General features: G+C 55.8%; 17 protein-coding genes and 2 tRNA genes. 11 read left to right on the plus strand and 8 right to left on the minus strand.

The genetic code is table 11. The features are described from left to right. The first annotated feature begins 113 nt into the window (after positions 1 to 113). The 3 genes from DX909_RS03125 to DX909_RS03135 all read left to right on the plus strand — a co-directional run bounded on the left by DX909_RS03125 (position 114) and on the right by DX909_RS03135 (position 2,831). On the plus strand, positions 114 to 653 hold the full coding sequence (locus DX909_RS03125; RefSeq protein ID WP_128543591.1) for a DUF6580 family putative transport protein: 540 nt from the start codon (positions 114 to 116) through the stop codon (positions 651 to 653). A 110-nt stretch (positions 654 to 763) separates the two neighbouring features. After that, complete coding sequence (locus tag DX909_RS03130; RefSeq protein ID WP_128543592.1) at positions 764 to 1,777, plus strand: bestrophin family protein; 1,014 nt, start codon at positions 764 to 766, stop codon at positions 1,775 to 1,777. 79 nt (positions 1,778 to 1,856) lie between these two features. Further along, a complete protein-coding gene (locus DX909_RS03135; protein ID WP_128543593.1) occupies positions 1,857 to 2,831 on the plus strand; it encodes a transglutaminase domain-containing protein in 975 nt (324 codons plus the stop codon). Between the two features lie 18 nt (positions 2,832 to 2,849). Here DX909_RS03135 and DX909_RS03140 read toward each other — a convergent pair whose 3' ends face one another. The 3 genes from DX909_RS03140 to DX909_RS03150 are packed head-to-tail and all read right to left on the minus strand — an operon-like array spanning position 2,850 to position 5,591. Next, on the minus strand, positions 2,850 to 4,145 hold the full coding sequence (locus tag DX909_RS03140; RefSeq protein ID WP_128543594.1) for a hydantoinase/oxoprolinase family protein: 1,296 nt from the start codon (positions 4,143 to 4,145) through the stop codon (positions 2,850 to 2,852). Positions 4,146 to 4,174: 29 nt separating this feature from the next. Beyond that, entirely contained in the window at positions 4,175 to 4,684 is a 510-nt protein-coding gene (locus tag DX909_RS03145; protein WP_128543595.1) for a Cif family virulence factor, read from the minus strand. A 4-nt stretch (positions 4,685 to 4,688) separates the two neighbouring features. After that, positions 4,689 to 5,591, minus strand: coding sequence for a histone deacetylase family protein (locus DX909_RS03150; RefSeq protein WP_128543596.1), 903 nt, complete (start codon positions 5,589 to 5,591; stop codon positions 4,689 to 4,691). Between the two features lie 36 nt (positions 5,592 to 5,627). Here DX909_RS03150 and DX909_RS03155 point away from each other — a divergent pair, with 36 nt between their 5' ends. Both DX909_RS03155 and DX909_RS03160 read left to right on the plus strand, forming a co-directional pair. Further along, positions 5,628 to 6,377 carry an SDR family oxidoreductase gene (locus DX909_RS03155; RefSeq protein WP_128543597.1) on the plus strand — a complete coding sequence of 250 codons (750 nt, stop codon included), beginning with the start codon at positions 5,628 to 5,630 and terminating at the stop codon, positions 6,375 to 6,377. 163 nt (positions 6,378 to 6,540) lie between these two features. Next, positions 6,541 to 6,876: a hypothetical protein gene (locus DX909_RS03160; RefSeq protein ID WP_128543598.1), complete on the plus strand. Its 336-nt coding sequence runs from the start codon at positions 6,541 to 6,543 to the stop codon at positions 6,874 to 6,876. 24 nt (positions 6,877 to 6,900) lie between these two features. Here the strand turns inward: DX909_RS03160 and DX909_RS03165 are convergent, their stop codons facing one another. The 3 genes from DX909_RS03165 to DX909_RS03175 form a co-directional block, all read right to left on the minus strand. Next, the gene (locus DX909_RS03165; RefSeq protein ID WP_128543599.1) at positions 6,901 to 7,299 is read right to left on the minus strand and encodes a hypothetical protein; all 399 of its coding nucleotides are present in this window, start codon (positions 7,297 to 7,299) and stop codon (positions 6,901 to 6,903) included. A 194-nt stretch (positions 7,300 to 7,493) separates the two neighbouring features. Next, positions 7,494 to 7,565 (minus strand) — tRNA-Glu (locus DX909_RS03170). 83 nt (positions 7,566 to 7,648) lie between these two features. Beyond that, positions 7,649 to 7,723 (minus strand) — tRNA-Glu (locus tag DX909_RS03175). 235 nt (positions 7,724 to 7,958) lie between these two features. Between DX909_RS03175 and DX909_RS03180 the strand changes: the two genes are divergently transcribed. The 4 genes from DX909_RS03180 to DX909_RS03195 all read left to right on the plus strand — a co-directional run bounded on the left by DX909_RS03180 (position 7,959) and on the right by DX909_RS03195 (position 13,466). Continuing rightward, on the plus strand, positions 7,959 to 10,508 hold the full coding sequence (locus tag DX909_RS03180) for a M14 family metallopeptidase (protein ID WP_128543600.1): 2,550 nt from the start codon (positions 7,959 to 7,961) through the stop codon (positions 10,506 to 10,508). A gap of 129 nt (positions 10,509 to 10,637) precedes the next feature. After that, on the plus strand, positions 10,638 to 12,815 hold the full coding sequence (locus tag DX909_RS03185; protein ID WP_128543601.1) for a carbohydrate binding family 9 domain-containing protein: 2,178 nt from the start codon (positions 10,638 to 10,640) through the stop codon (positions 12,813 to 12,815). 99 nt (positions 12,816 to 12,914) lie between these two features. Then, entirely contained in the window at positions 12,915 to 13,103 is a 189-nt protein-coding gene (locus tag DX909_RS03190; protein WP_128543602.1) for a hypothetical protein, read from the plus strand. Between the two features lie 144 nt (positions 13,104 to 13,247). Continuing rightward, a complete protein-coding gene (locus DX909_RS03195; RefSeq protein ID WP_128543603.1) occupies positions 13,248 to 13,466 on the plus strand; it encodes a hypothetical protein in 219 nt (72 codons plus the stop codon). A 90-nt stretch (positions 13,467 to 13,556) separates the two neighbouring features. Here the strand turns inward: DX909_RS03195 and dapA are convergent, their stop codons facing one another. Together dapA and ligA are read right to left on the minus strand one after the other, a co-directional pair. Next, positions 13,557 to 14,453 (minus strand): 4-hydroxy-tetrahydrodipicolinate synthase, encoded by an 897-nt coding sequence (gene dapA, locus DX909_RS03200; RefSeq protein ID WP_128543604.1) that lies wholly within the window; start codon positions 14,451 to 14,453, stop codon positions 13,557 to 13,559. Between the two features lie 80 nt (positions 14,454 to 14,533). Beyond that, positions 14,534 to 16,579, minus strand: a complete 2,046-nt coding sequence (ligA, locus tag DX909_RS03205) for an NAD-dependent DNA ligase LigA (protein WP_128543605.1) — start codon at positions 16,577 to 16,579, stop codon at positions 14,534 to 14,536. Positions 16,580 to 16,710: 131 nt separating this feature from the next. Between ligA and rpe the strand changes: the two genes are divergently transcribed. Both rpe and DX909_RS03215 read left to right on the plus strand, forming a co-directional pair. Beyond that, entirely contained in the window at positions 16,711 to 17,397 is a 687-nt protein-coding gene (gene rpe / locus DX909_RS03210; RefSeq protein ID WP_128543606.1) for a ribulose-phosphate 3-epimerase, read from the plus strand. 36 nt (positions 17,398 to 17,433) lie between these two features. Beyond that, positions 17,434 to 18,849 carry an alpha-amylase family glycosyl hydrolase gene (locus DX909_RS03215; protein ID WP_128543607.1) on the plus strand — a complete coding sequence of 472 codons (1,416 nt, stop codon included), beginning with the start codon at positions 17,434 to 17,436 and terminating at the stop codon, positions 18,847 to 18,849. The last annotated feature ends 52 nt before the right edge of the window (positions 18,850 to 18,901 follow it).

Below are 18,901 nucleotides of genomic sequence, written 5' to 3' on the forward strand. Positions count from 1 at the left end.
ATTTTAGCTTTACCTTTACGGAACGGATTTCCGCTTCCTACTGCCGCATCCCGGTTCGGAAGGTCGGATCCCGATCATTCAACAGTCAACTACCCGTTCCGGTACTATTGTTCATGAAGTCTGTTCATATTCGCACGACATCGCTGATTATCATTGTTTTTCTGACGGCCCTCAGCCGGCTTCTGCCTCATCCGTTCAATTTTACGCCCATTGCCGCCATCGCCCTGTTCGGGGCGGCCACTTTCCCCAGGAAATGGCAGGGGCTGGTCGTACCGCTGGCGGCCATGCTGGTCAGTGACCTGCTGCTCGGCTTCCATGGGACGATGGCCGCCGTCTACGGTTCTTTTGTTCTGACCTGGACCCTGGGGGTACTTTTCCTGAAAAAAGTGACCGCCGGTCGGGTGGCCCTGGTTTCCCTGGCCTCTTCCCTTCTGTTTTTCCTGATCACCAACTACGCGGTGTGGGACGGCAGCCGTTTCTACCCCCAGACCTTCGAAGGTCTGATGAGTTGTTATACGGCCGGTCTGGCCTTTTACAACGGGCAGTCCTTTTTCCTGAACGGCGTTCTCGGTGATCTTACCTTCAGCACCCTGCTCTTTGGCGGTTATTACCTGCTTCAGCAGCGGTTTCCGGGTCTTCGGGCAGCCCACTGATTCCCGGGCGGCCCGGTGGAATCTAAAAAAAGACCTGCATGGCCCGAGCGCATGCAGGTCTTTTTTATTCTCCCGTACGTTTTTCATCACCAACCATAACCACACTTTCCATGTTCACTGCCAAACGTGTTCCGCTCCGGATTATCCTCCCTTTCGCCTGGCGCCCGGTTTTGTTTTTCCTGGCGTATTCCACCCTGATTTGTTTGCTGTTCCAGATTGCCGGCTGGCATTCCCTGGCCGTTCCTTTCCTGCCCATCGGTCTGATCGGTACGGCCGTTGCCTTTTACGTCGGTTTCAAGAACAACTCGTCCTACGAACGGCTTTGGGAGGGCCGTCGGATCTGGGGCAGCCTGGTGAACGCCAGCCGGTCCTGGGCCATCATGGTCTGCGACTACATTGTCGACCGCGACGACCCGGGGTCAGTAGCGGAGAAAGAACTCCGCTGCATCCGCGAACGGCTGATCTACCGCAATATCGCCTATCTGAACGCTCTCCGGATTCAGCTTCGCCGTCGGACGGTCTGGCAGGAATGTGTCGGGGCGGAGCATGAAATCATCGAGCATATCGAAGCCTTCCGGCAGAATGACCTGGATAAGGAACTAGGCCAGTTTCTATCCAAAGAAGAGGTAGAGTCGGTCCTCAGGAAACAGAATCCGGCCACGCATCTGATCCGGAACCAGTCGGCCGACCTGAGAGATTTACGGGCCAGGGGGCTCCTCTCCGACTATTACCATGCGGAACTGCAGCGCCTTCTGGTCGAATTTTATAACCAGCAGGGGGCCTGCGAACGGATCAAATCCTTCCCGTTCCCGCGTCAATATGCATTTTTCGGGTTCCTGTTCGTTTGGCTGTTCATCTTTGTCCTGCCCTACGGGCTGCTGGGCGAAATGGCTAAGATGGGCGACTGGTACACCTGGCTGACCATTCCGTTCTATACCGTCATCGCCTGGGTGTTCTATACGATGGAGGTAATCGGCGACACCAGTGAAAACCCGTTTGAGAACAGCATCAACGACGTTCCGCTGTCCGCCATCTGCCGCAATGTCGAGATTGATCTAAAAGAAATGCTCGGCGAAACCGGCGTTCCCGAACGGCTTCAGGCGGTTCAGGATATTCTCATGTAAGCGGTTTTTCAGGCAATCCGGCCGAGTCAACAATAAATCGATCCGCAATACAGTTTTTAGGTCGAAGTGTTGTTCGAATATGTGCCGCCGATTCCTGCCTCTCGTACTTGTACTGACTCTGTTTAGCGGCTTCAAACCCGCCCGAACCTCGTTTCCGGTCGAAAACTATAACCGGATCGACGCGTATGCCCGCAATACTCCGGACCAGTATACCCGAAGTATTGCGGGTTTATCCGATTATCTCACAGGGCCTGCCCGAACCGACATGGACAAGGTTCGGGTGATCTATGCCTGGATGGTATCGCATATCCGGTATGATATGGAGGCCGTCCGCAACCGCAGTTCCCAGCGGTATTACTCCGAACTGGAGTATGCCAATCGGGTCCTCCGCCAGCGAAAGGGACTCTGTACGGGTTATTCGTTGCTCTTCAAATATCTGCTGAAGCGGGCGGGCGTTCAGGCCGTCAGCATTCGTGGGTACGCCCGCACCGAGGACCGGGAAGCGGGCCAGCCGGTAAAGGTGGTCGACCACGAATGGAATGCGGTGAACATCGAAGGGGAATGGTATCTGCTGGACCTGGCCTGGGCAGTCACGACGGCGACTCAGGGAGATACCAGCAACGACTTCTTTTTCCTGACCCCGCCCGAACAGTTTGTCGCCCAACATTTTCCGACCGATCCGCGCTGGCAGCTTCTCGCCCAGCCGGTCAGCAAGACGGAGTTCGACCGGTTTCCGAAACTGTATGATCCTTATTTCCGGCTGGGCTTCGGACCCGACTTCCCTCGCGATGGACAGGTGAAAACCCAGGGGGTTGGAGAGATCACCCTGCAAAACGACCAGTCGGTCGAATACCTCTGTACGGTTAGTCCCTTCGGGCAATCCAAAGGCGTGGAAGTCCCCTTACGGGTGGAGCGGAACGGAAGTCTCCAGCAACTGACCTTCAAGGTTCCGCGCCGGGGCTGGTCTACCTTCCATGTCTATGCCCGACCGCCGGGCCGCGACCGGTATAAGAAGTTCGACTGCATCGCTTCTTTCTCGGTGTATAACGGCTAAACCCGCCGGACGACCCGCTTATCGCAAACTGATCCGAAGGTTTCGGAAGGAATCCATCTGGGCAAAACTCTTTTCCCGGATGACCACCGTCGTTTCGGGTCCTTCGATGATGGCCGGTCCCGAAAGCGAATCATCCGCCCGAATTCCCGCCCGGTCGTAAATCGGGCAGCCGCAGGGAATCAGATCCGTTTCGTAATACACGGAACGATACCCCTTCAGGGCGTGAAAATCTCCCTCCCGGTTTTTGGGATTGTAGTAGCCGGCACGGTAGATGATCGGGGGCGTTTTCCAGTTGGCATCGTCCGGAACGGCGAGCAGGTAACCCAGGGCGGATGCCACTCCAGCCCCGACCGGGACGACAAATTCCTTGATGCCAAGTTCCAGGGAGATATCGCTGGCATGAACCGGCCCGGCCCCCCCGAAAGCCAGCATCGTATACCGCGAAAAATCAACAGGTTGGTTACCAGCCAGTTCCCGCACCACATCCGCGATCTGTTTTTCCATCTGACGGCACACCCGCATGGAGGCCTCCTCCACGGTGAGGGCCAGCGGGCGGGCGATATGTTCGTCAATGGCCCGGCGGGCGGCTTCCATACTGAGCGGAATTGCCCCGTACAGGAAAAAATCCCGGTTGAGGTACCCAAGGATCAGGTCGACGTCGGTCAGCGTCGGACGGGTACCTCCCCGGTTGAAACAGGCCGGACCCGGTCCCGGAGTGGCATGGTCGGTGAGGATGGTAATGGCGCCCTCGGAATCGATCCCGACATAACTGTTGCCTCCGATGGAAAGGCTGCGCCCTGCCTGAACAAGGATTTCAGTGGGAGCTTCATCGGAAACTTCGTCCAGCATGGCAATCAGGGCCGAGGAGCCGCCGATGCGGAGAAGGATCAGGTTTTTTCGCCCGATCTGCCGACCGAAAAACTGGCCGGTAACGACCCCACCGATGCGGGGGTTCATGATCTGTTCAGGATCTGCCGCGGCCTCCTCCACCGACAGCAGGCGGCCGTCCGTCGCTACCAGCCGGATGCCGCAGTTCCATCCCTCCGATCGAAGTTCCTGCTCCAGATGACGAACACAGTCGATGGCACTTTCGGGTGGCATCTGGACACTCATTCCCACCATGTGGGCCTCGACGGCTTCGACCGGGGCCTGATTCTCCACCTTAACGAACTGGTTGACATCGTCAACCAGGCTGCGAATGGAGTCATGAAAGGTGGTCGGAATCTTTTTGATGGAAAGCCTGCCGGCCTCATCGATTAAAACGAAATCGGTAAAGGTTTCCCCCAGGTCAATGCTGAAACGGTATCGGCTCATTGGTAGCCTGTTGAAAGTATGAAATCTGACTACTTACCGGCCGCCACCCGCATCTGGGTAATCCGCCATTGCCCGTCGGCCCCTTTCCGCAGTTCGCTGGTAACGGTGGCCTTCTGGTCGGGCGGGGTGGTCGAACTGCTGCCGGCCGGCGGGGCAAAGTCATATTCTTCCACCGCTTTGGCCGTGCCTTCGTTGATCTCCAGCTTTCTAACCTTGTAATTCCAGAATTTCAGGCCGTCGCGCATGGACTGGTATTCGGCCGGCGATTTGGCGATTCCGTCGGTGTCGGTGATCCTGGCCGTTTCGGTGAAGTAGGAAGCCGGATTTCCCCCACCCCCCCGCTGGTTGAGCAGCGTCATCCGGCGTTGCAGGATGGCAAGAATCGAATCCCGTTCGGGGTAAAGTTTCGTGGTGGTGGTCCGGGTTTCGACCCGGCGAAACCGACGCCGGTTTTCATCCGGGGTGCCGGTGGGCTGTTGGGCCAGGGCCGATTGCAGCAGACCGGTCACCAGACCGAGAGTCAATACATACGTTTTCATCCTATCAGAAATACAGTTTCTCCGCTATCCGGAAGGTATTACAATGCGCTTCGACGATGTCGGCGATCCGGATCGAATACCCTCCCCCCATCGAAACGGCAATGGGTAAACCGGCCCGTAATGCTTCGCCAAAAATATACGCATCGCGCTGACGGCAACCGTCCCGCGAGATTTTCAGTTTGCCGAGCCGGTCGGTTTCCAGAATATCGACGCCGGAAATATAAAACAGAAAATCGGGCTTTTGTTCTTTCAGCAGAAAAGGGATGGTATCGTAAAGCCGGTTTAGGTAGGGATCGTCGGTTGTTCCGGTCGGGATTTCGATGTCGAGGTCCGAGGTTTCCTTGTGCAGCGGATAGTTGTCCCGGCCGTGCATACTGAAGGTAAACACTCGGGGTTCCTGCCTGAAAATCACCGCCGTTCCGTTTCCCTGGTGAACGTCCAGGTCGATGATCAGAATTTTACGGGCCAGCCCGTTTTCCAGGAGGTAAGATGCCGCCACGGCCACATCATTGAGCAGGCAGAAACCCTCCCCCCGGTCGGGAAAGGCATGGTGGGTGCCCCCGGCAACATTGAGCGCCACCCCGTCCCTGCGGGCAATCAGGCTGCAATCAATCGTCCCCTGCGTAATGATCCATTCCCGGCTGATCAGTCCGGCAGACAGCGGAAAACCGATTCGGCGGATCATGGCCGGGGGAACGGTCAGGGTTTTGAGCCGCCGGACGTAATCTTCGGTATGAACGCCAAGTACCCAGCGGTCCTCCACCGGCCGGGGTGAAAAGAAGTTCTCCGGACGCAGCGTGCCTTCATAAAGCAGCTGGTCATGAATCAGTTCATATTTGCTCATCGGAAAGCGGTGGCCCTCCGGCAGCGGGTGTCGGTAGATAGGATTATAGGCAACTTTCAGCATTCGTGGCTAAGTTAGGGGCAAATATCCAAAGAATACATGCAAACTGTCATTGTGACCGGGGGAGCGCAGGGGATCGGACGTGTCACTACACAGTATCTTCTAACACACGGTTACCGCGTCTCTGTTTGGGAAAACGACCCGGAGGCTCTGGAAGAACTGAATGATTCGATAAAGGCCTCCAACTCCAAAGCACTGGTGATCAACTGCGACGTTTCTTCGGAAACGTCCGTAAAAAATGCCGTCCGGCAGACGGCGGACCGGTTTGGACAGATCAACCATTTGATCAACAACGCGGCCGTCAACCTCGTAAAACCTCTCGACCGGTTTACGTTCGAGGACTGGAACAAAGTCATCGGCATCAATCTGACGGGCAGCTTCCTCTGCGCCAAGTATGCGGCTCCCTTTCTGGCCGAACAGCAGGGCAGTATCGTCAACCTGTGTTCGACGCGGGCTTTTCAGTCGGAGCCGGATACGTTTGCCTATTCCGCATCCAAAGGCGGAATTTACGCGCTGACCCATTCCCTGGCCGTCAGCCTCGGCCCGGATGTTCGGGTCAATTCCATCAGTCCGGGCTGGATCGACGTTTCCGCTCTGAGGAAAAGAGCCAAAGCCAAAGCCGACCAGCTGCGCCCGGAAGACCACGGCCAGCATCCGTCCGGCCGCGTCGGGCAGGCCGACGACATCGCCCGGATGATCCTTTTTTTGATCAACGACTCGAACTCGTTTATTACCGGACAGAATTTTATCGTAGATGGGGGAATGACCCGAAAAATGATTTACGTATAGCTTTTCGGGAATACCGCAGGCCGTTCAGAAATAATTTAGAATAAAACTTAACAAATCCCTTTTTCATGTAAAACTACCTATGTATTTTTACACAGTACGCTGTTGTACCAACTATACCATCAAACACGTGCTGGCTCGGGACTTACATAGCGCAGAAGACGATTTGCCTGAGCACGAGGTAATTGAAAAGAACTGGCGTGCCGTGGTCAACGAAATACAGGATCTTTACAATCTGCTGACTGATCTGATTGAAAAACTTGAACAGGGTGACTTGCACCAGCAGCCGCTCATCAGCCAGCTGACCCTTCTCCAGCAGCAATTGCTGAACACCCTGACCAGCCTCCTATCCGAAACCTCCCTGAGTACCGATTCTTCTACCCCCCTTTCGCTGGAGGACCGAACCCGTCGCAAGTTATCCCACACGAATATCCTGCTGCGTCTCAAGCAGCAGGTCGATCTGGAACTTCGGAAAATCGAACCCGACACGATCGAAGAGTAAATTCCGCCATTCTTCCCGGTTTCCCTATTTCATGGAGGTCGACATCAGACCCGGCAGGGTAGCCATGGATTTCGGCAGGTAGGAACTGCTGCTGAGGGAATTCATATAAGACCGGGAAGGCAGTGATCGGGAAGGATCGTAGGGCAGAGAGGAAGGGACCTGATTGGGATACAGGGGTTTCATCCGGCTTCTGGCTGCGGCCGCCGCCGGTGAAATCGACGTCCGGAAAACCGTCCGGCTCAGGACGTTGGCCGAGGTGTTCAGGGAAGACCGGAAGGTGGACCGAATGGCATCTCCGCGAGAGAACGGATCATTGAACGATTGAGCACTGCGGGGCCGGTTAAACGGGTCGGGATGCTGCTGGGCCGGGGCACCGTAGCCGGCCAGAGCCAGGAAACCTACCAAAGCCAAAACTTTTTTCATACCTGCTAAGTCTGCACGTTGAGGGAAACAAGTGGGCCGCACCGCAAATCGTATGCGGTCGGGCCGCTAATTACCGGACAAAAACCATACCTATTCTTCCGGTTTTGACCGGCCGGAAGCTCAAAAAGCAAAAACCCCGACAAAACTGCCGGGGTTTTTGCTTTGAATCAGTAGTCCCTGATAAGGGGGCAGAGTGACCGATACGGGAATCGAACCCGTGTTTCAGCCGTGAAAGGGCCGCGTCCTAACCGCTAGACGAATCGGCCATGTTTAGACTTCCGTCGTCCGTTTTTTCCGCAGGAAATGGGGTTGAAATCGAACGTGGTTTCTATGATGGTAATCGGTACTCTGGTGACCGATACGGGAATCGAACCCGTGTTTCAGCCGTGAAAGGGCCGCGTCCTAACCGCTAGACGAATCGGCCAAGTTCAGTTCCCGGCTTGTGTTTTGCAGAGCTTCGAGCCGGTAGAGAACGGCGGTGCGAAACCCGGGGCGCGAAACCCAAACCCTGTTTCTGAAATTGTGGTGCAAAGGTAGGTTTTTTACTGATTCATGCAAACCTATCTTTAGAAAAAATGAATTTTTAATCGTTTCTATGCGGATTTCCGCTTTCGAAGTATTTTTGAAGAATGACCGTTCATTTTCGCTTCTTTCATTTCATGAATCGCCTTTTTTTGCTCGGCTGGAGTTTTCTCTTCGCTCTGACCTCCCTCGCCCAGACTACCTTACAGCCACCGGACCAATTTCTGGGGTATCCCATCGGCCAGCGGTTCACGCCCCACCACCGGGTTCTGAATTATGCGGAATATGCGGCCCGCCAGTTTCCCGGGAAGGTGAAATTATTGCCCTACGGAACCACCTTCGAAGGCCGCCCGCTGATGGCCGTGGTGGTATCTTCCGAACAGAATCTGGCGCGTCTGGACGAAATCCGAACCAATAACCTGAAGCGGATCGGTCTGATGCCGGGGGCCGACAACCGGCCGACAAACGCACCCCAGCCGCCGATCGCCTGGCTCAGTTATAACGTTCACGGGAATGAGGCCGTCAGTTCGGAAGCCTTCATGCTGGTTCTGGCCGATCTGCTGGATCCGGCTAATCCGGTTTCCCGAAAAATCCTCTCGTCGACGGTGGTCATTCTGGACCCGGGGCTCAACCCCGACGGTCACGACCGCTACGTCAACTGGTACAACCAGATGGTCGGAAGCCGTCCCGACCCCTCCCAACTGGCCCGCGAACACAGTGAACCCTGGCCCGGCGGCCGGTATACCCATTATGTGTTCGACCCCAACCGCGACTGGGCGTGGCAGACGCAGGAGATTACGCAGCAGCGGATGGCCCTGTATCAGCAGTGGATGCCCCACCTGCACGCCGATTTTCACGAAATGGGGCCGGAAAGCCCTTATTACTTCGCCCCTTCGGCCAAACCGTACCACGAGGACATTACCCCCTGGCAGCGGGAGTTCCAGCAGATCATCGGCCAGTATAACACCCGGTATTTCGATAAGAACGGCTGGCTCTATTTCACCCGCGAAAACTTCGACCTGTTTTACCCAAGCTACGGCGATACCTGGCCGACCTATAACGGCGCCATCGGGATGACGTTCGAACAGGGGGGCGGAGGTCGGGCCGGCCTGGCCTACCAGAAAAACGACGGCGACACTCTGACCCTGCGGCAACGCATCGATCATCATGTGTCCGCCAGCTTCGCCACCCTCGAATCCGTCGCCGACCGCCCGGATCTGGTCGTCAAAAACTTCGTCTCCTTCTTCGAAAAAGCCCAGAGCAATCCGGTGGGTGAGTTCCGTAGCTACGTCATCAAAACCGCCGGAGACGAGGGCCGCATCAACGCCCTGCGCCGGCTGCTGGATAACAACCAGATCCGGTACGGAATCGCCGGAAAATCGCAGAAAGTGCAGGGATTCAGTTACCGGTCCCAGAAAAATGAATCGATGACGGTCGACCAGGCGGACCTGGTCATCAGCGCCTTTCAGCCGAAATCCACCCTCCTGAAAATTCTGTTCGAGCCTACTTCGGTGCTGGAAGATTCAGTGACCTATGACATTACTTCCTGGTCGATTCCCTATGCCTACGGCCTGCGGGCTTATGGCCTGAAGGAGCGGCTGAATCCGGCCCCCTACCCGACGGCGGCCACCACCCCGGCTCCTCTGCCCTCCGGCCAGCCCTATGCCTATCTGGTTCGCTGGAATTCGGCGCAGGATGCGCAGTTTCTGGCGGGGCTGCTGAAGAACAAAATTCGCGTCCGCGTTTCCGAAAAATCCTTTAAACAGGACAACCAGCAGTTTGGGCCGGGCACGCTCATCATCACGCGGGCCGGCAATGAACGGTTTGGAGAACGGTTCCACGAGCTGGTCCGGCAGGAAGCCGCCCGCAACGGCATCCGGCTGATTCCGGCCACGACCGGGTTCGTGGCCGAAGGGGCCGATTTCGGTTCAGGAAGCGTCTTTTCCTTGAAAAGCCCGCGGGTGGCGCTTGTTTCCGGGGAAGTAACCTCGCCCACCTCTTTCGGAGAGGTCTGGCATTATTTCGATCAGGAACTGGCCTATCCGCTGACCATCATCGACGGCAACGCATTGCCCACGGCCTCCCTGAGCGGGATCGACGTGCTGATTCTTCCCCAGGGCTATGGATACGGTAAAATTCTGAACGACCGGTCCCTGTCGAAGCTGAGAGACTGGGTCCAGGCCGGCGGAAAACTGATCGCCATGGAACGGTCGACAACCTTCTTCGCCGACAAATCCGAATTCGGCCTGCGGAAGAAAGAGGAGAAGGCGGTAAAAGAAAAGCCGAAACGGGAATCCGACCTCCTGGATTCGCTGAAAATATATGGGGATCGTGAACGGGAAGCCGTTTCCGACGAAACGCCCGGCAGTGTGTACCGCGTCGACCTCGACCCGACCCACCCGCTGGCCTTCGGCTACCCGAACGGGTATTATGCGCTCGTCCAGAACACCTATGACTATGATTTCCTGAAAGAAGGCTGGAACGTCGGTTACCTGACACGGAACAACCATGTGGCCGGTTTTGTCGGCAAAAATGCCAAAGCCCGGCTCAACAATACCCTCCTGTACGGCGTTCAGGAGATCGGCAAGGGGTGCATCGTATACATGATGGACGACCCGCTTTTCCGGGGATTCTGGTACAACGGGAAACTGCTGTTCGGCAACGCGGTATTTATGGTGGGCAACTGAGCCCGGAAAATTGAAAAATAGGATAATTGAAAAACGCTGAACAGTATACTCTACTGATTTAGCGTTTTTCATTTTACATTTGAAACTATTTTAAAATATTTCCTGAACCCGTTCCTGATTAACGCCTTTGTGAAACTTTACCCGTTCCTGATTTTCCTGCTATTCTGCTTTCCGCTCTTTGGTCAAAAGAAAAACGAAGCATACCAATACCATATCCGTTCCGCAGGTTCTCCTCTCAAGATCGACGGGATTGTGGATGAACCCGCCTGGGAGGCCGCGGAAACCGCCGGTGATTTTTACATGGTACTGCCGATGGACACCAGCCAGGCAAGGCTGCGGACGGACGTAAAAATGACCTACGACAGCCAGCATCTGTACATCGTCGCCATCTGCTACCTGGACCCGACGGGGTCCGGCCGGCCAGTGGTGCAGTCGCTGCGCCGGGACTGGGATTTCGGAAAAAACGACAATTTTATCTTTTTCATGGACACCTTCGACGACCAGACCAACGGCTTCACCTTCGGGGCCAATGCCGTCGGAGCCCAATGGGACGGCCTGTTGTATGAGGGTGGAAAAGCCAACCTGAGCTGGGACAACAAATGGATTTCGGCCGTCAAAAATTACGACGACCGGTATGTGTTCGAGGCCGCCATCCCGTTCAAGACCATCCGGTATAAAAAAGGCATTACCCGATGGGGAATCAACTTCAGCCGGCAGGACCTGAAATCGACCGAAAAATCCAGCTGGGCGCCGGTGCCCCGGCAGTTTCCGACAGCTTCCCTGGCCTATACCGGAATTCTGATCTGGGACCAGCCGCCCCCGCAGGTGGGTACGAACGTCTCCATTATTCCGTATGCCCTCGGCGGCCTTTCACGGGATTACCAGCGGGAAGGACAGGGTCCGACCCGCTTCCACGGCGACGTCGGGGTCGATGCTAAAGTGGCCGTAACGTCCTCTCTCAATCTGGACCTGACCGTCAACCCCGATTTTTCGCAGGTGGACGTTGACCAGCAGGTAACGAACCTCGACCGCTTCGAACTGTTTTTTCCGGAACGGCGTCAGTTCTTCCTGGAAAACGGCGACCTTTTTACCAACTTCGGGTACGCCGGCATCCGGCCGTTTTTCTCCCGGCGGATCGGTCTGGGCGTTCCGATCAACTTCGGAGCCCGGCTAAGCGGGAAGCTGAACAAGGACTGGCGAATCGGGGTCATGGATATGCAGACGGGCAAGGTAGGAGAAGTCGGCCTGCCGGCCCAGAATTTTGCGGTCGTTGCCCTTCAGCGGCAGGTGTTTGCCCGGTCTAACATCGGCGCCATTCTGATCAACAAGGAATCTCTCAATTATACCCCGGAAGCCGGCAAACCAGCCTATTCCCAATATAACCGAAACCTCGGCCTGGAATACAACCTGGCTTCTTCGAATAACCAGTGGACGGGTAAGGCGCTGTTTCTGAAGTCGTTCAGTCCCGGGGTCCGCAGCCACGACGCCACCCATGCCGCCAACCTGCTCTATAACACCCGTCGCTGGCTGATCGGGGGCCAGTACGAATATGTCGGCCAGAATTACAACCCGGAAGTAGGTTACGTTCCGCGCCGGGGGTATTTCCGCTGGAACGGCCAGATCGGGTATACGTTTTTCCCGAAAGGAGGCTCCATCCTTTCCCACGGCCCGACACTCCAGTCCACCTATTTTTACGACAAATCGTTCCGGCAGTCGGATAACGAGACCTTTCTTTCCTACCTGATCACCTTCCGGAGCCGGGCTACCCTGAACGGCTGGGTAGCAACGGATTACGTGCGGCTTTTACAGGATTTCGACCCGACCAACCTCGGGTTGGACAAACTCAAAGCCGGGACCCGGCACCACTGGAAAGCTTTCGGAGCGGACCTGATTTCCAAACCGCAGAGCTTATTCACCTATTCGGTCTCTACCCGCTATGGCGGCTATTACGCGGACGGAACCCGGTTGAACGTGACTTCACAGCTTGGGTATCGGTTTCAGCCGTATGCAAGCCTGGCGGTCAGCACCAGCTACAACCGGATCAGCCTGCCCGAGCCATGGGGAAAGGTCAACTTCTGGTTGGTGGGGCCGCGGGTGGATCTGACGATGACCAACACCCTTTTCTTCACGGCCTTTATGCAATACAACGAACAGGCGAAGAATGTGAACCTGAACACCCGCCTTCAGTGGCGGTACCAACCCGCTTCGGACCTGTTCATCGTATATACCGATAATTACCTGCCCGGATCGCTGTCGGTAAAGAACCGGGCGCTGGTCGTGAAACTAACCTACTGGTGGAACGTATAGGCATTTCCGCTTAAACAAACATGGTTTTTAACGGTTTGAGTGAAAACGGGTCAGCGTAAAAACTGCTCCCGATGTTCTCACTGTTATACCAACCATGTTATGAAAAGCATACTGCGAGTAACCTACTCTCTGTGTCTGTTCCTGGTTCTGATGGTCAGCCTGACGAGCTGCGAAGTCATCGGAGATATATTTGAAGCCGGCGCCTGGACGGGCGGCATTCTGGTTGTTGCCCTGATTGCCCTGGTTATCTGGGTGGTTTCGCGGCTCTTCGGCGGTCGTCGCCAATAAAGCCGGATTGACCGGATTGCCGGAAAGTCACGAAATCCGGTCAATCAATTTCGGAAAAAGGTCATGGCAGGCCTTGCCTTTTTCGGGGAAATCCTCCAACTTAGTCCTGTTAATAGATTGGTAACCATTAACTTGCCATTTGCCATGGAGGACTTAAACGACCGGTTAGCCCGTCTCCGGAGAGAGACCAACGCCCAGGGAGTCTTGATCGCCAATCTGAAAAGATCACCGCTCCTTCAGATGCCCGAGGTATCTCCCGAAGTAAAAAAGCAGAAGCTTGATGAAATTGAACGCCAGGAGCAGCTCTATAACCGGAACCTGTTCCTGATTAAAGAACTGGAAAACCAGCTTCAGACCAGTTGAGGGTTTGTTGAACGGTTTTTAAAAGAAAGGGCTAAAAAGGGTTACTATTCCAGAGTAACCCTTTTTAGCCCTTTAGTTATAAAGATGGCTTTACGCCACCAGTTCCACTAACCGGTCCTTCTGAAGGACGGTTTTCATCCGCTCGCCCAGGTCATCGGAGGCCGTATACAGCGGCAGGCGGACGCCTGAACCGGTGATGCCCAGGATTTCCAGGATTTTCTTCACCCCGACGGGGTTGCCCTCTTCATACAGCAGGGGATCGATGCGGAGGAAGTGGCCCAGTTCGCGGGAGGCAAAACCGAAATCCCCCTGAAGGGCCGCGTGAATCATGCCGGAGAACTTCGTCGGAAAGGCATTGGCGATGACCGACATGACCCCGGAGCCCCCGATGCTGATGATGGGTACGGCCTGGACGTCATCGCCGGAAATGAGCAGGAAGTCCTCCGGCTTGTCGCGGACGATCTCCATACACTGCTCGATGATGCAGGAAGCCTCTTTCACCCCGATGATGTTCGGATGCTGGGCCAGCGTACAGATCGTCTCGGCCGACATGTTGATCCCGGTCCGGGGCGGAATGTTATAGAGGATGACCGACACCGGGCTGGCCTCGGCAATCCGCGTAAAATGTTCGATAACTCCCCGTTTTCCCGGCTTATTGTAATAGGGACAGACCGACAGAATGGCGTCGACGCCCTGAAAATCTGTACTCTTTATCGTTTCCACCACTTCGGAGGTGTCGTTCCCGCCCACCCCGTAGACAATCGGAAGCTGCCTTGTGTTATTCTCCTTCAGAAACCGCAAAAGCTCCTTTTTTTCGGATTTGCCCACCGTCGGGGATTCACCGGTGGTACCTTGCAGCACAAAATAATCGACGCCACCGTCGGAAATGTGCTGAATAAGCCGCCCGAATCCAGCATAGTCGATGGAAAGGTCGGCATTGAAGGGGGTAACCATGGCAACCCCAACGCCTTTGAAACGAGAATTCATGTACTTGATCTGGAAAAATAGGGATAAACGAACCGGGATCTCTATACAAAGGTAGGGTTTTTGGCCGTAAAACAGTAGGCTCAAACCGTCAGCATAGCCAGAAACTCGTCCTCCCCGATCATCGGTACCCCCAGATTCTGAGCCTTTTCCACCTTGGAAGGGCCGGCATTTTCGCCCACAATGAGGTAACTGAGTTTTTTGGAAACCCCACTCACCAGCTTTCCGCCGTGGGCATCGATCTCGCGTTCCAGTTCCTCCCGGCTGAAATTCGTGAACGTACCGGTATACAGGAAGGTCTTTCCGGACAGGGTATCTCCCTTCTTTTCAACCACCTTCCGCTCCTGCGACATCTGCAATCCCGCCAGCCGAAGCCGCTCCACATAAACACGGTTTTCCGAATCGGCAAACCAGGCCACCAGACTCCGGGCAATCCGGTCGCCCACTTCCGGAGCGGTGATCAGCGTTTCGTAAGGTGCGGCCATGAGGTCGTCGAGACTACCGAAATAGTCGGCCAGCTTTTCGGCGATCGTATTGCCGACGTACCGGATGCCGAGGGCGAACAGGACGTTCCGGAAAGGCTGGGCTTTGGAGCGTTCGATGGCGTTCAGGATATTGTCGACGGTTTTCTGCTTGAAACTGACTACCCGGGTTTTGCCGGTTTCCTCATCCGTAAATTTCTTTTCCAGCCCGAACAGCTGCCCGAAGGTCAGTTCGTAGAGGTCGGCGGGGCTTTTTACCAGCCCCCGGTCGATGAGCAGTTCGATCTTGCCTTCGCCCAAGCTCTCGATGTTCATGGCCCGGCGCTGGATGAAATGTTCGAATCGGGCCTGGCGCTGGGGAGGGCAGCCTTTCTCGTTCGGACAATAAAAATGGGCCTCTCCCTCCTGCCGGATCAGGGCCGTTCCGCAGGCCGGACACTCGGTCGGATAGACGATCGGGCGGCTGGCATCGGTCCGGTTGCCGAGGTCCACACCGGTAACCTTCGGGATGATTTCCCCGCCCTTCTCAATAAAGACGGTATCGTGCAGCATAACCCCCAGGCGCTGGATCTCATTGGAATTGTGCAGAGAGGCTCGTCTTACCACCGTACCGGCCAGCAGAACCGGTGTCAGATTGGCGACGGGGGTGACGGCCCCCGTCCGACCGACCTGGTAGGAGACGCTGTTGAGCGTGGTGCTGGCCGCGAGGGCCTTGTATTTATAGGCGATGGCCCAGCGCGGACTTTTGGCCGTAAATCCGAGTTGACGCTGCTGGTCGTAGGAGTTGACCTTGATCACAATGCCGTCGGTCGCCAGGGGCAGTTCATACCGGCCGGTTTCCCACTCCCGGATATAATCCATGACTTCCAGAATGGAAGTGCATTTACGCCAGCTTTGAGAAACGTTGAACCCCCAGCGTTTCATGGCCTGCAGGCTTTCCTCGTGGGTTTTGAACACTTCCGGCTCCGAAAGGAACGAATACAGGAAGCAGTCGAGCCTTCTTTTGGCAACCAGGGAGGAGTCCTGAAGTTTGAAGGTTCCGGAAGCTGCATTCCGGGGGTTGGCCAGGAGCGGCTCTCCGATGTCTTCCCGTTCTCGGTTGATGCGTTCGAACTCGGCCGTCGGCAGAAACCCTTCGCCCCGTACTTCGAACAGCGCCGGGACGTGGGGATCGGCCACTTTCAGCGGAATCGTTCGAATGGTCCGGACGTTATGGGTGATGTCGTCTCCCCGGACACCGTCTCCACGCGTGGCCCCCTGCACGAGTACCCCGTTTTCGTAGGTCATACTCAGCGCAACGCCGTCGAATTTCAGTTCGCAGACGTATTCATAATCGGCGCCGTCCAGACCTTTCCGGACCCGGACATCGAATTCGATCAGATCGGTCTCGGAATACGTGTTGCCGAGCGACAGCATCGGAAAGCGGTGGTAAACGGTCGCAAACTCCTTGCTGATGGTACCTCCGACCCGAAGCGTGGGGGAATCCGACCGCCGGAACGATGGGTGATTTTTCTCAAGATCAACGAGTTCCTCCAGGAGTTTATCAAAAGTGTAATCGTCGACTTCGGAAATGCTGTTCTGGTAATATTGATAATTATAATGGTTCAGCCGGTCGGTAAGTTCATTAATGCGATCCTGGGGATTCATACGCTTTTTGTCTTTCCTGCAAGAATAATCAGAGCCGAAGAATAATCACAGTTCCGAACAAAAGAATTAATTTTGGACCTTCCGGGGCTGAAAGGTTCACTGGAATATTATAAACCGGTATATAATTTTACATGAAACACCCATTGATTGCGCCATCCATTCTGGCCGCGGATTTTGCCAACCTGCAGCATGACGTTGAAATGCTGAACCGCAGCGAGGCCGACTGGATCCACGTGGATGTAATGGACGGGGTGTTCGTGCCCAACATTTCTTTTGGTCTGCCGGTATGCGAGGCCGTTCACCGCCACGCAGCCAAGCCGCTCGACGTTCATCTGATGATCGTCCAGCCGGAACGTTATCTGGAAGCCTTCGCCCAGGCCGGAGCGGCTACGCTGACTGTTCACCTCGAAGCCTGCACGCACCTTCACCGTACCCTCGAACTGATCCACCGGCTCGGTTGCCGGGCGGGGGTGGCCCTGAATCCGCATTCCCCGGTTCACCTGCTGGAGGACGTGGCCGCCGACCTCGACCTGGTCCTGATCATGTCTGTCAATCCGGGGTTCGGCGGCCAGTCGTTCATTCCCCGCACCCTGACCAAAATCCGGGCGCTGCGGACCCTTCTCAAACAGGCGGGGAGCCGGGCGCTCATCGAAGTGGACGGCGGGGTCGGACTGGAGAATGCGGGGGAGTTGGTCGGGGCCGGGGCCGAAGTGCTGGTGGCCGGCAGTTCCGTTTTCAAAGCTGCCGACCCGTCGGCCGTGATTCATGCGCTGAAATTCGATCATCAGACCCTGGTAACTTCCGACGCCAAATCCTGAAGAAGACTTTTATCCACCCGAGCTTAACCTTACGGTATGTTGTTAAAGCAAATTTGCGGAGTAATGGCGGGAAGCCTGCTGCTGTTATCCTCCTTTTCCTGCGAACGGACGCCCCGGCAGGGTGCCGATTTACCCGTCTCAACCGATACCTCTTTCCGTCAGAATTACGTTCCTGCTCCCGAGTGGGCTCAAAATGCCAGTATCTACGAGGTCAACGTCCGCCAGTTCTCCAGCGAAGGGACCTTCAAAGCCATTGAAGCGCAGCTGACCCGCCTGCGGGAAATGGGCGTCGACATCCTGTGGCTCATGCCCATTCACCCCATCAGCAACGAGAAAAAACGCGGCACCTACGGCAACCCGTATGCCGTCGCCGACTATAAAGGCATCGATCCGGCATATGGTACCATGGGAGATTTCAAGGCCCTGGTGAAGCAGGCCCACGACCTGGGTATGCACGTCATCATGGACTGGGTTCCGAACCATACCGGTCTGAGCCACCCCTGGGTGAAGGAACATCCGGACTGGTATACGAAAATCAACGGCAAAAAGACGCCCCCCATCAACGAAACCGGCAGCATCACCGAGCGCCCCGACGTGGTTGAGCTGAACTACAAAAACGCCGGCCTCCGCAAAGCCATGATCGATGCGATGGAGTTCTGGGTGCGGGAGTGCGACGTGGACGGATACCGTTGTGAGGTGGCCGGCTATGTGCCGAACGATTTCTGGGGGGAACTCCGGCCGCACCTCGACCGCATCAAACCGGTTTTCATGCTGGCCGAATGGGAAGACGACCCGGAGCATTTCAAAAAATGCTTCAACATGAACTACGGCTTCAGCCTGCACCACCTCATGCAGCAGATTGCCAAAGGCAAAGCGCCGGCGACGGCCATCGACTCGCTGCTGATCCGGAACCACCGGCGGTTTCCGAAGTGGTATTTCCAGATGCATTTCATTCAGAATCACGATCAGAATGCCTGGGTCGGAACCGGAGCCGAACTGTTCGGTAACGGAGTCGACGCCTTTACGGTGCTGGCCTTCACGCTCGACGGGATGCCCCTGGTTTACAACGGAATGGAAGCCAACCTCAGCAAGCGGCTGAAATTTTACGAAAAAGACCCGATCTACTGGGGCAATTACTACAAATCCGATTTTTACAAAACCCTGCTGACCCTCAAACACCGCAACCAGGCCCTCTGGAACGGTCTGGCAGGCGGTACGGCCATCAAAATCCCCACCGAGAAAGACGATAAGGTCTATGCCTTCTTCCGTCAGAAGGAGAACGACCGCGTGATCGTGATCGTCAACCTCAGCCCGACCCCGCAGACCGTCCGGCTCAACGGCGACGGTTACGAGGGCATCTATACGGAGGTGTTCAGCCGCCAGCCGGCCGAACTCCGGAACTCCCTCACCTTTGCGCTGAAACCCTGGGAGTATAAGGTCTATACCAATTAGGCCCCCAAATGGGGTATACCACCTGATACAAACTTTTTTTATATTGTTACCC

This window comes from Larkinella soli, assembly GCF_003703975.1.
Classification (GTDB): Bacteria; Bacteroidota; Bacteroidia; order Cytophagales; family Spirosomataceae; genus Larkinella; species Larkinella soli.

Coding starts and splice junctions, on each gene's coding strand:
- DX909_RS03145 (WP_128543595.1), bottom strand. CDS start 4,684: ATGAAAACGTATGTATTGACTCTCGGTCTGGTGACCGGTCTGCTGCAA.
- DX909_RS03135 (WP_128543593.1), top strand. CDS start 1,857: ATGTGCCGCCGATTCCTGCCTCTCGTACTTGTACTGACTCTGTTTAGC.
- rpe (WP_128543606.1), top strand. CDS start 16,711: ATGAAACACCCATTGATTGCGCCATCCATTCTGGCCGCGGATTTTGCC.
- DX909_RS03215 (WP_128543607.1), top strand. CDS start 17,434: ATGTTGTTAAAGCAAATTTGCGGAGTAATGGCGGGAAGCCTGCTGCTG.
- DX909_RS03125 (WP_128543591.1), top strand. CDS start 114: ATGAAGTCTGTTCATATTCGCACGACATCGCTGATTATCATTGTTTTT.
- DX909_RS03180 (WP_128543600.1), top strand. CDS start 7,959: ATGAATCGCCTTTTTTTGCTCGGCTGGAGTTTTCTCTTCGCTCTGACC.
- ligA (WP_128543605.1), bottom strand. CDS start 16,579: ATGAATCCCCAGGATCGCATTAATGAACTTACCGACCGGCTGAACCAT.
- DX909_RS03130 (WP_128543592.1), top strand. CDS start 764: ATGTTCACTGCCAAACGTGTTCCGCTCCGGATTATCCTCCCTTTCGCC.
- DX909_RS03140 (WP_128543594.1), bottom strand. CDS start 4,145: ATGAGCCGATACCGTTTCAGCATTGACCTGGGGGAAACCTTTACCGAT.
- DX909_RS03155 (WP_128543597.1), top strand. CDS start 5,628: ATGCAAACTGTCATTGTGACCGGGGGAGCGCAGGGGATCGGACGTGTC.
- DX909_RS03150 (WP_128543596.1), bottom strand. CDS start 5,591: ATGCTGAAAGTTGCCTATAATCCTATCTACCGACACCCGCTGCCGGAG.
- DX909_RS03165 (WP_128543599.1), bottom strand. CDS start 7,299: ATGAAAAAAGTTTTGGCTTTGGTAGGTTTCCTGGCTCTGGCCGGCTAC.
- dapA (WP_128543604.1), bottom strand. CDS start 14,453: ATGAATTCTCGTTTCAAAGGCGTTGGGGTTGCCATGGTTACCCCCTTC.
- DX909_RS03190 (WP_128543602.1), top strand. CDS start 12,915: ATGAAAAGCATACTGCGAGTAACCTACTCTCTGTGTCTGTTCCTGGTT.
- DX909_RS03195 (WP_128543603.1), top strand. CDS start 13,248: ATGGAGGACTTAAACGACCGGTTAGCCCGTCTCCGGAGAGAGACCAAC.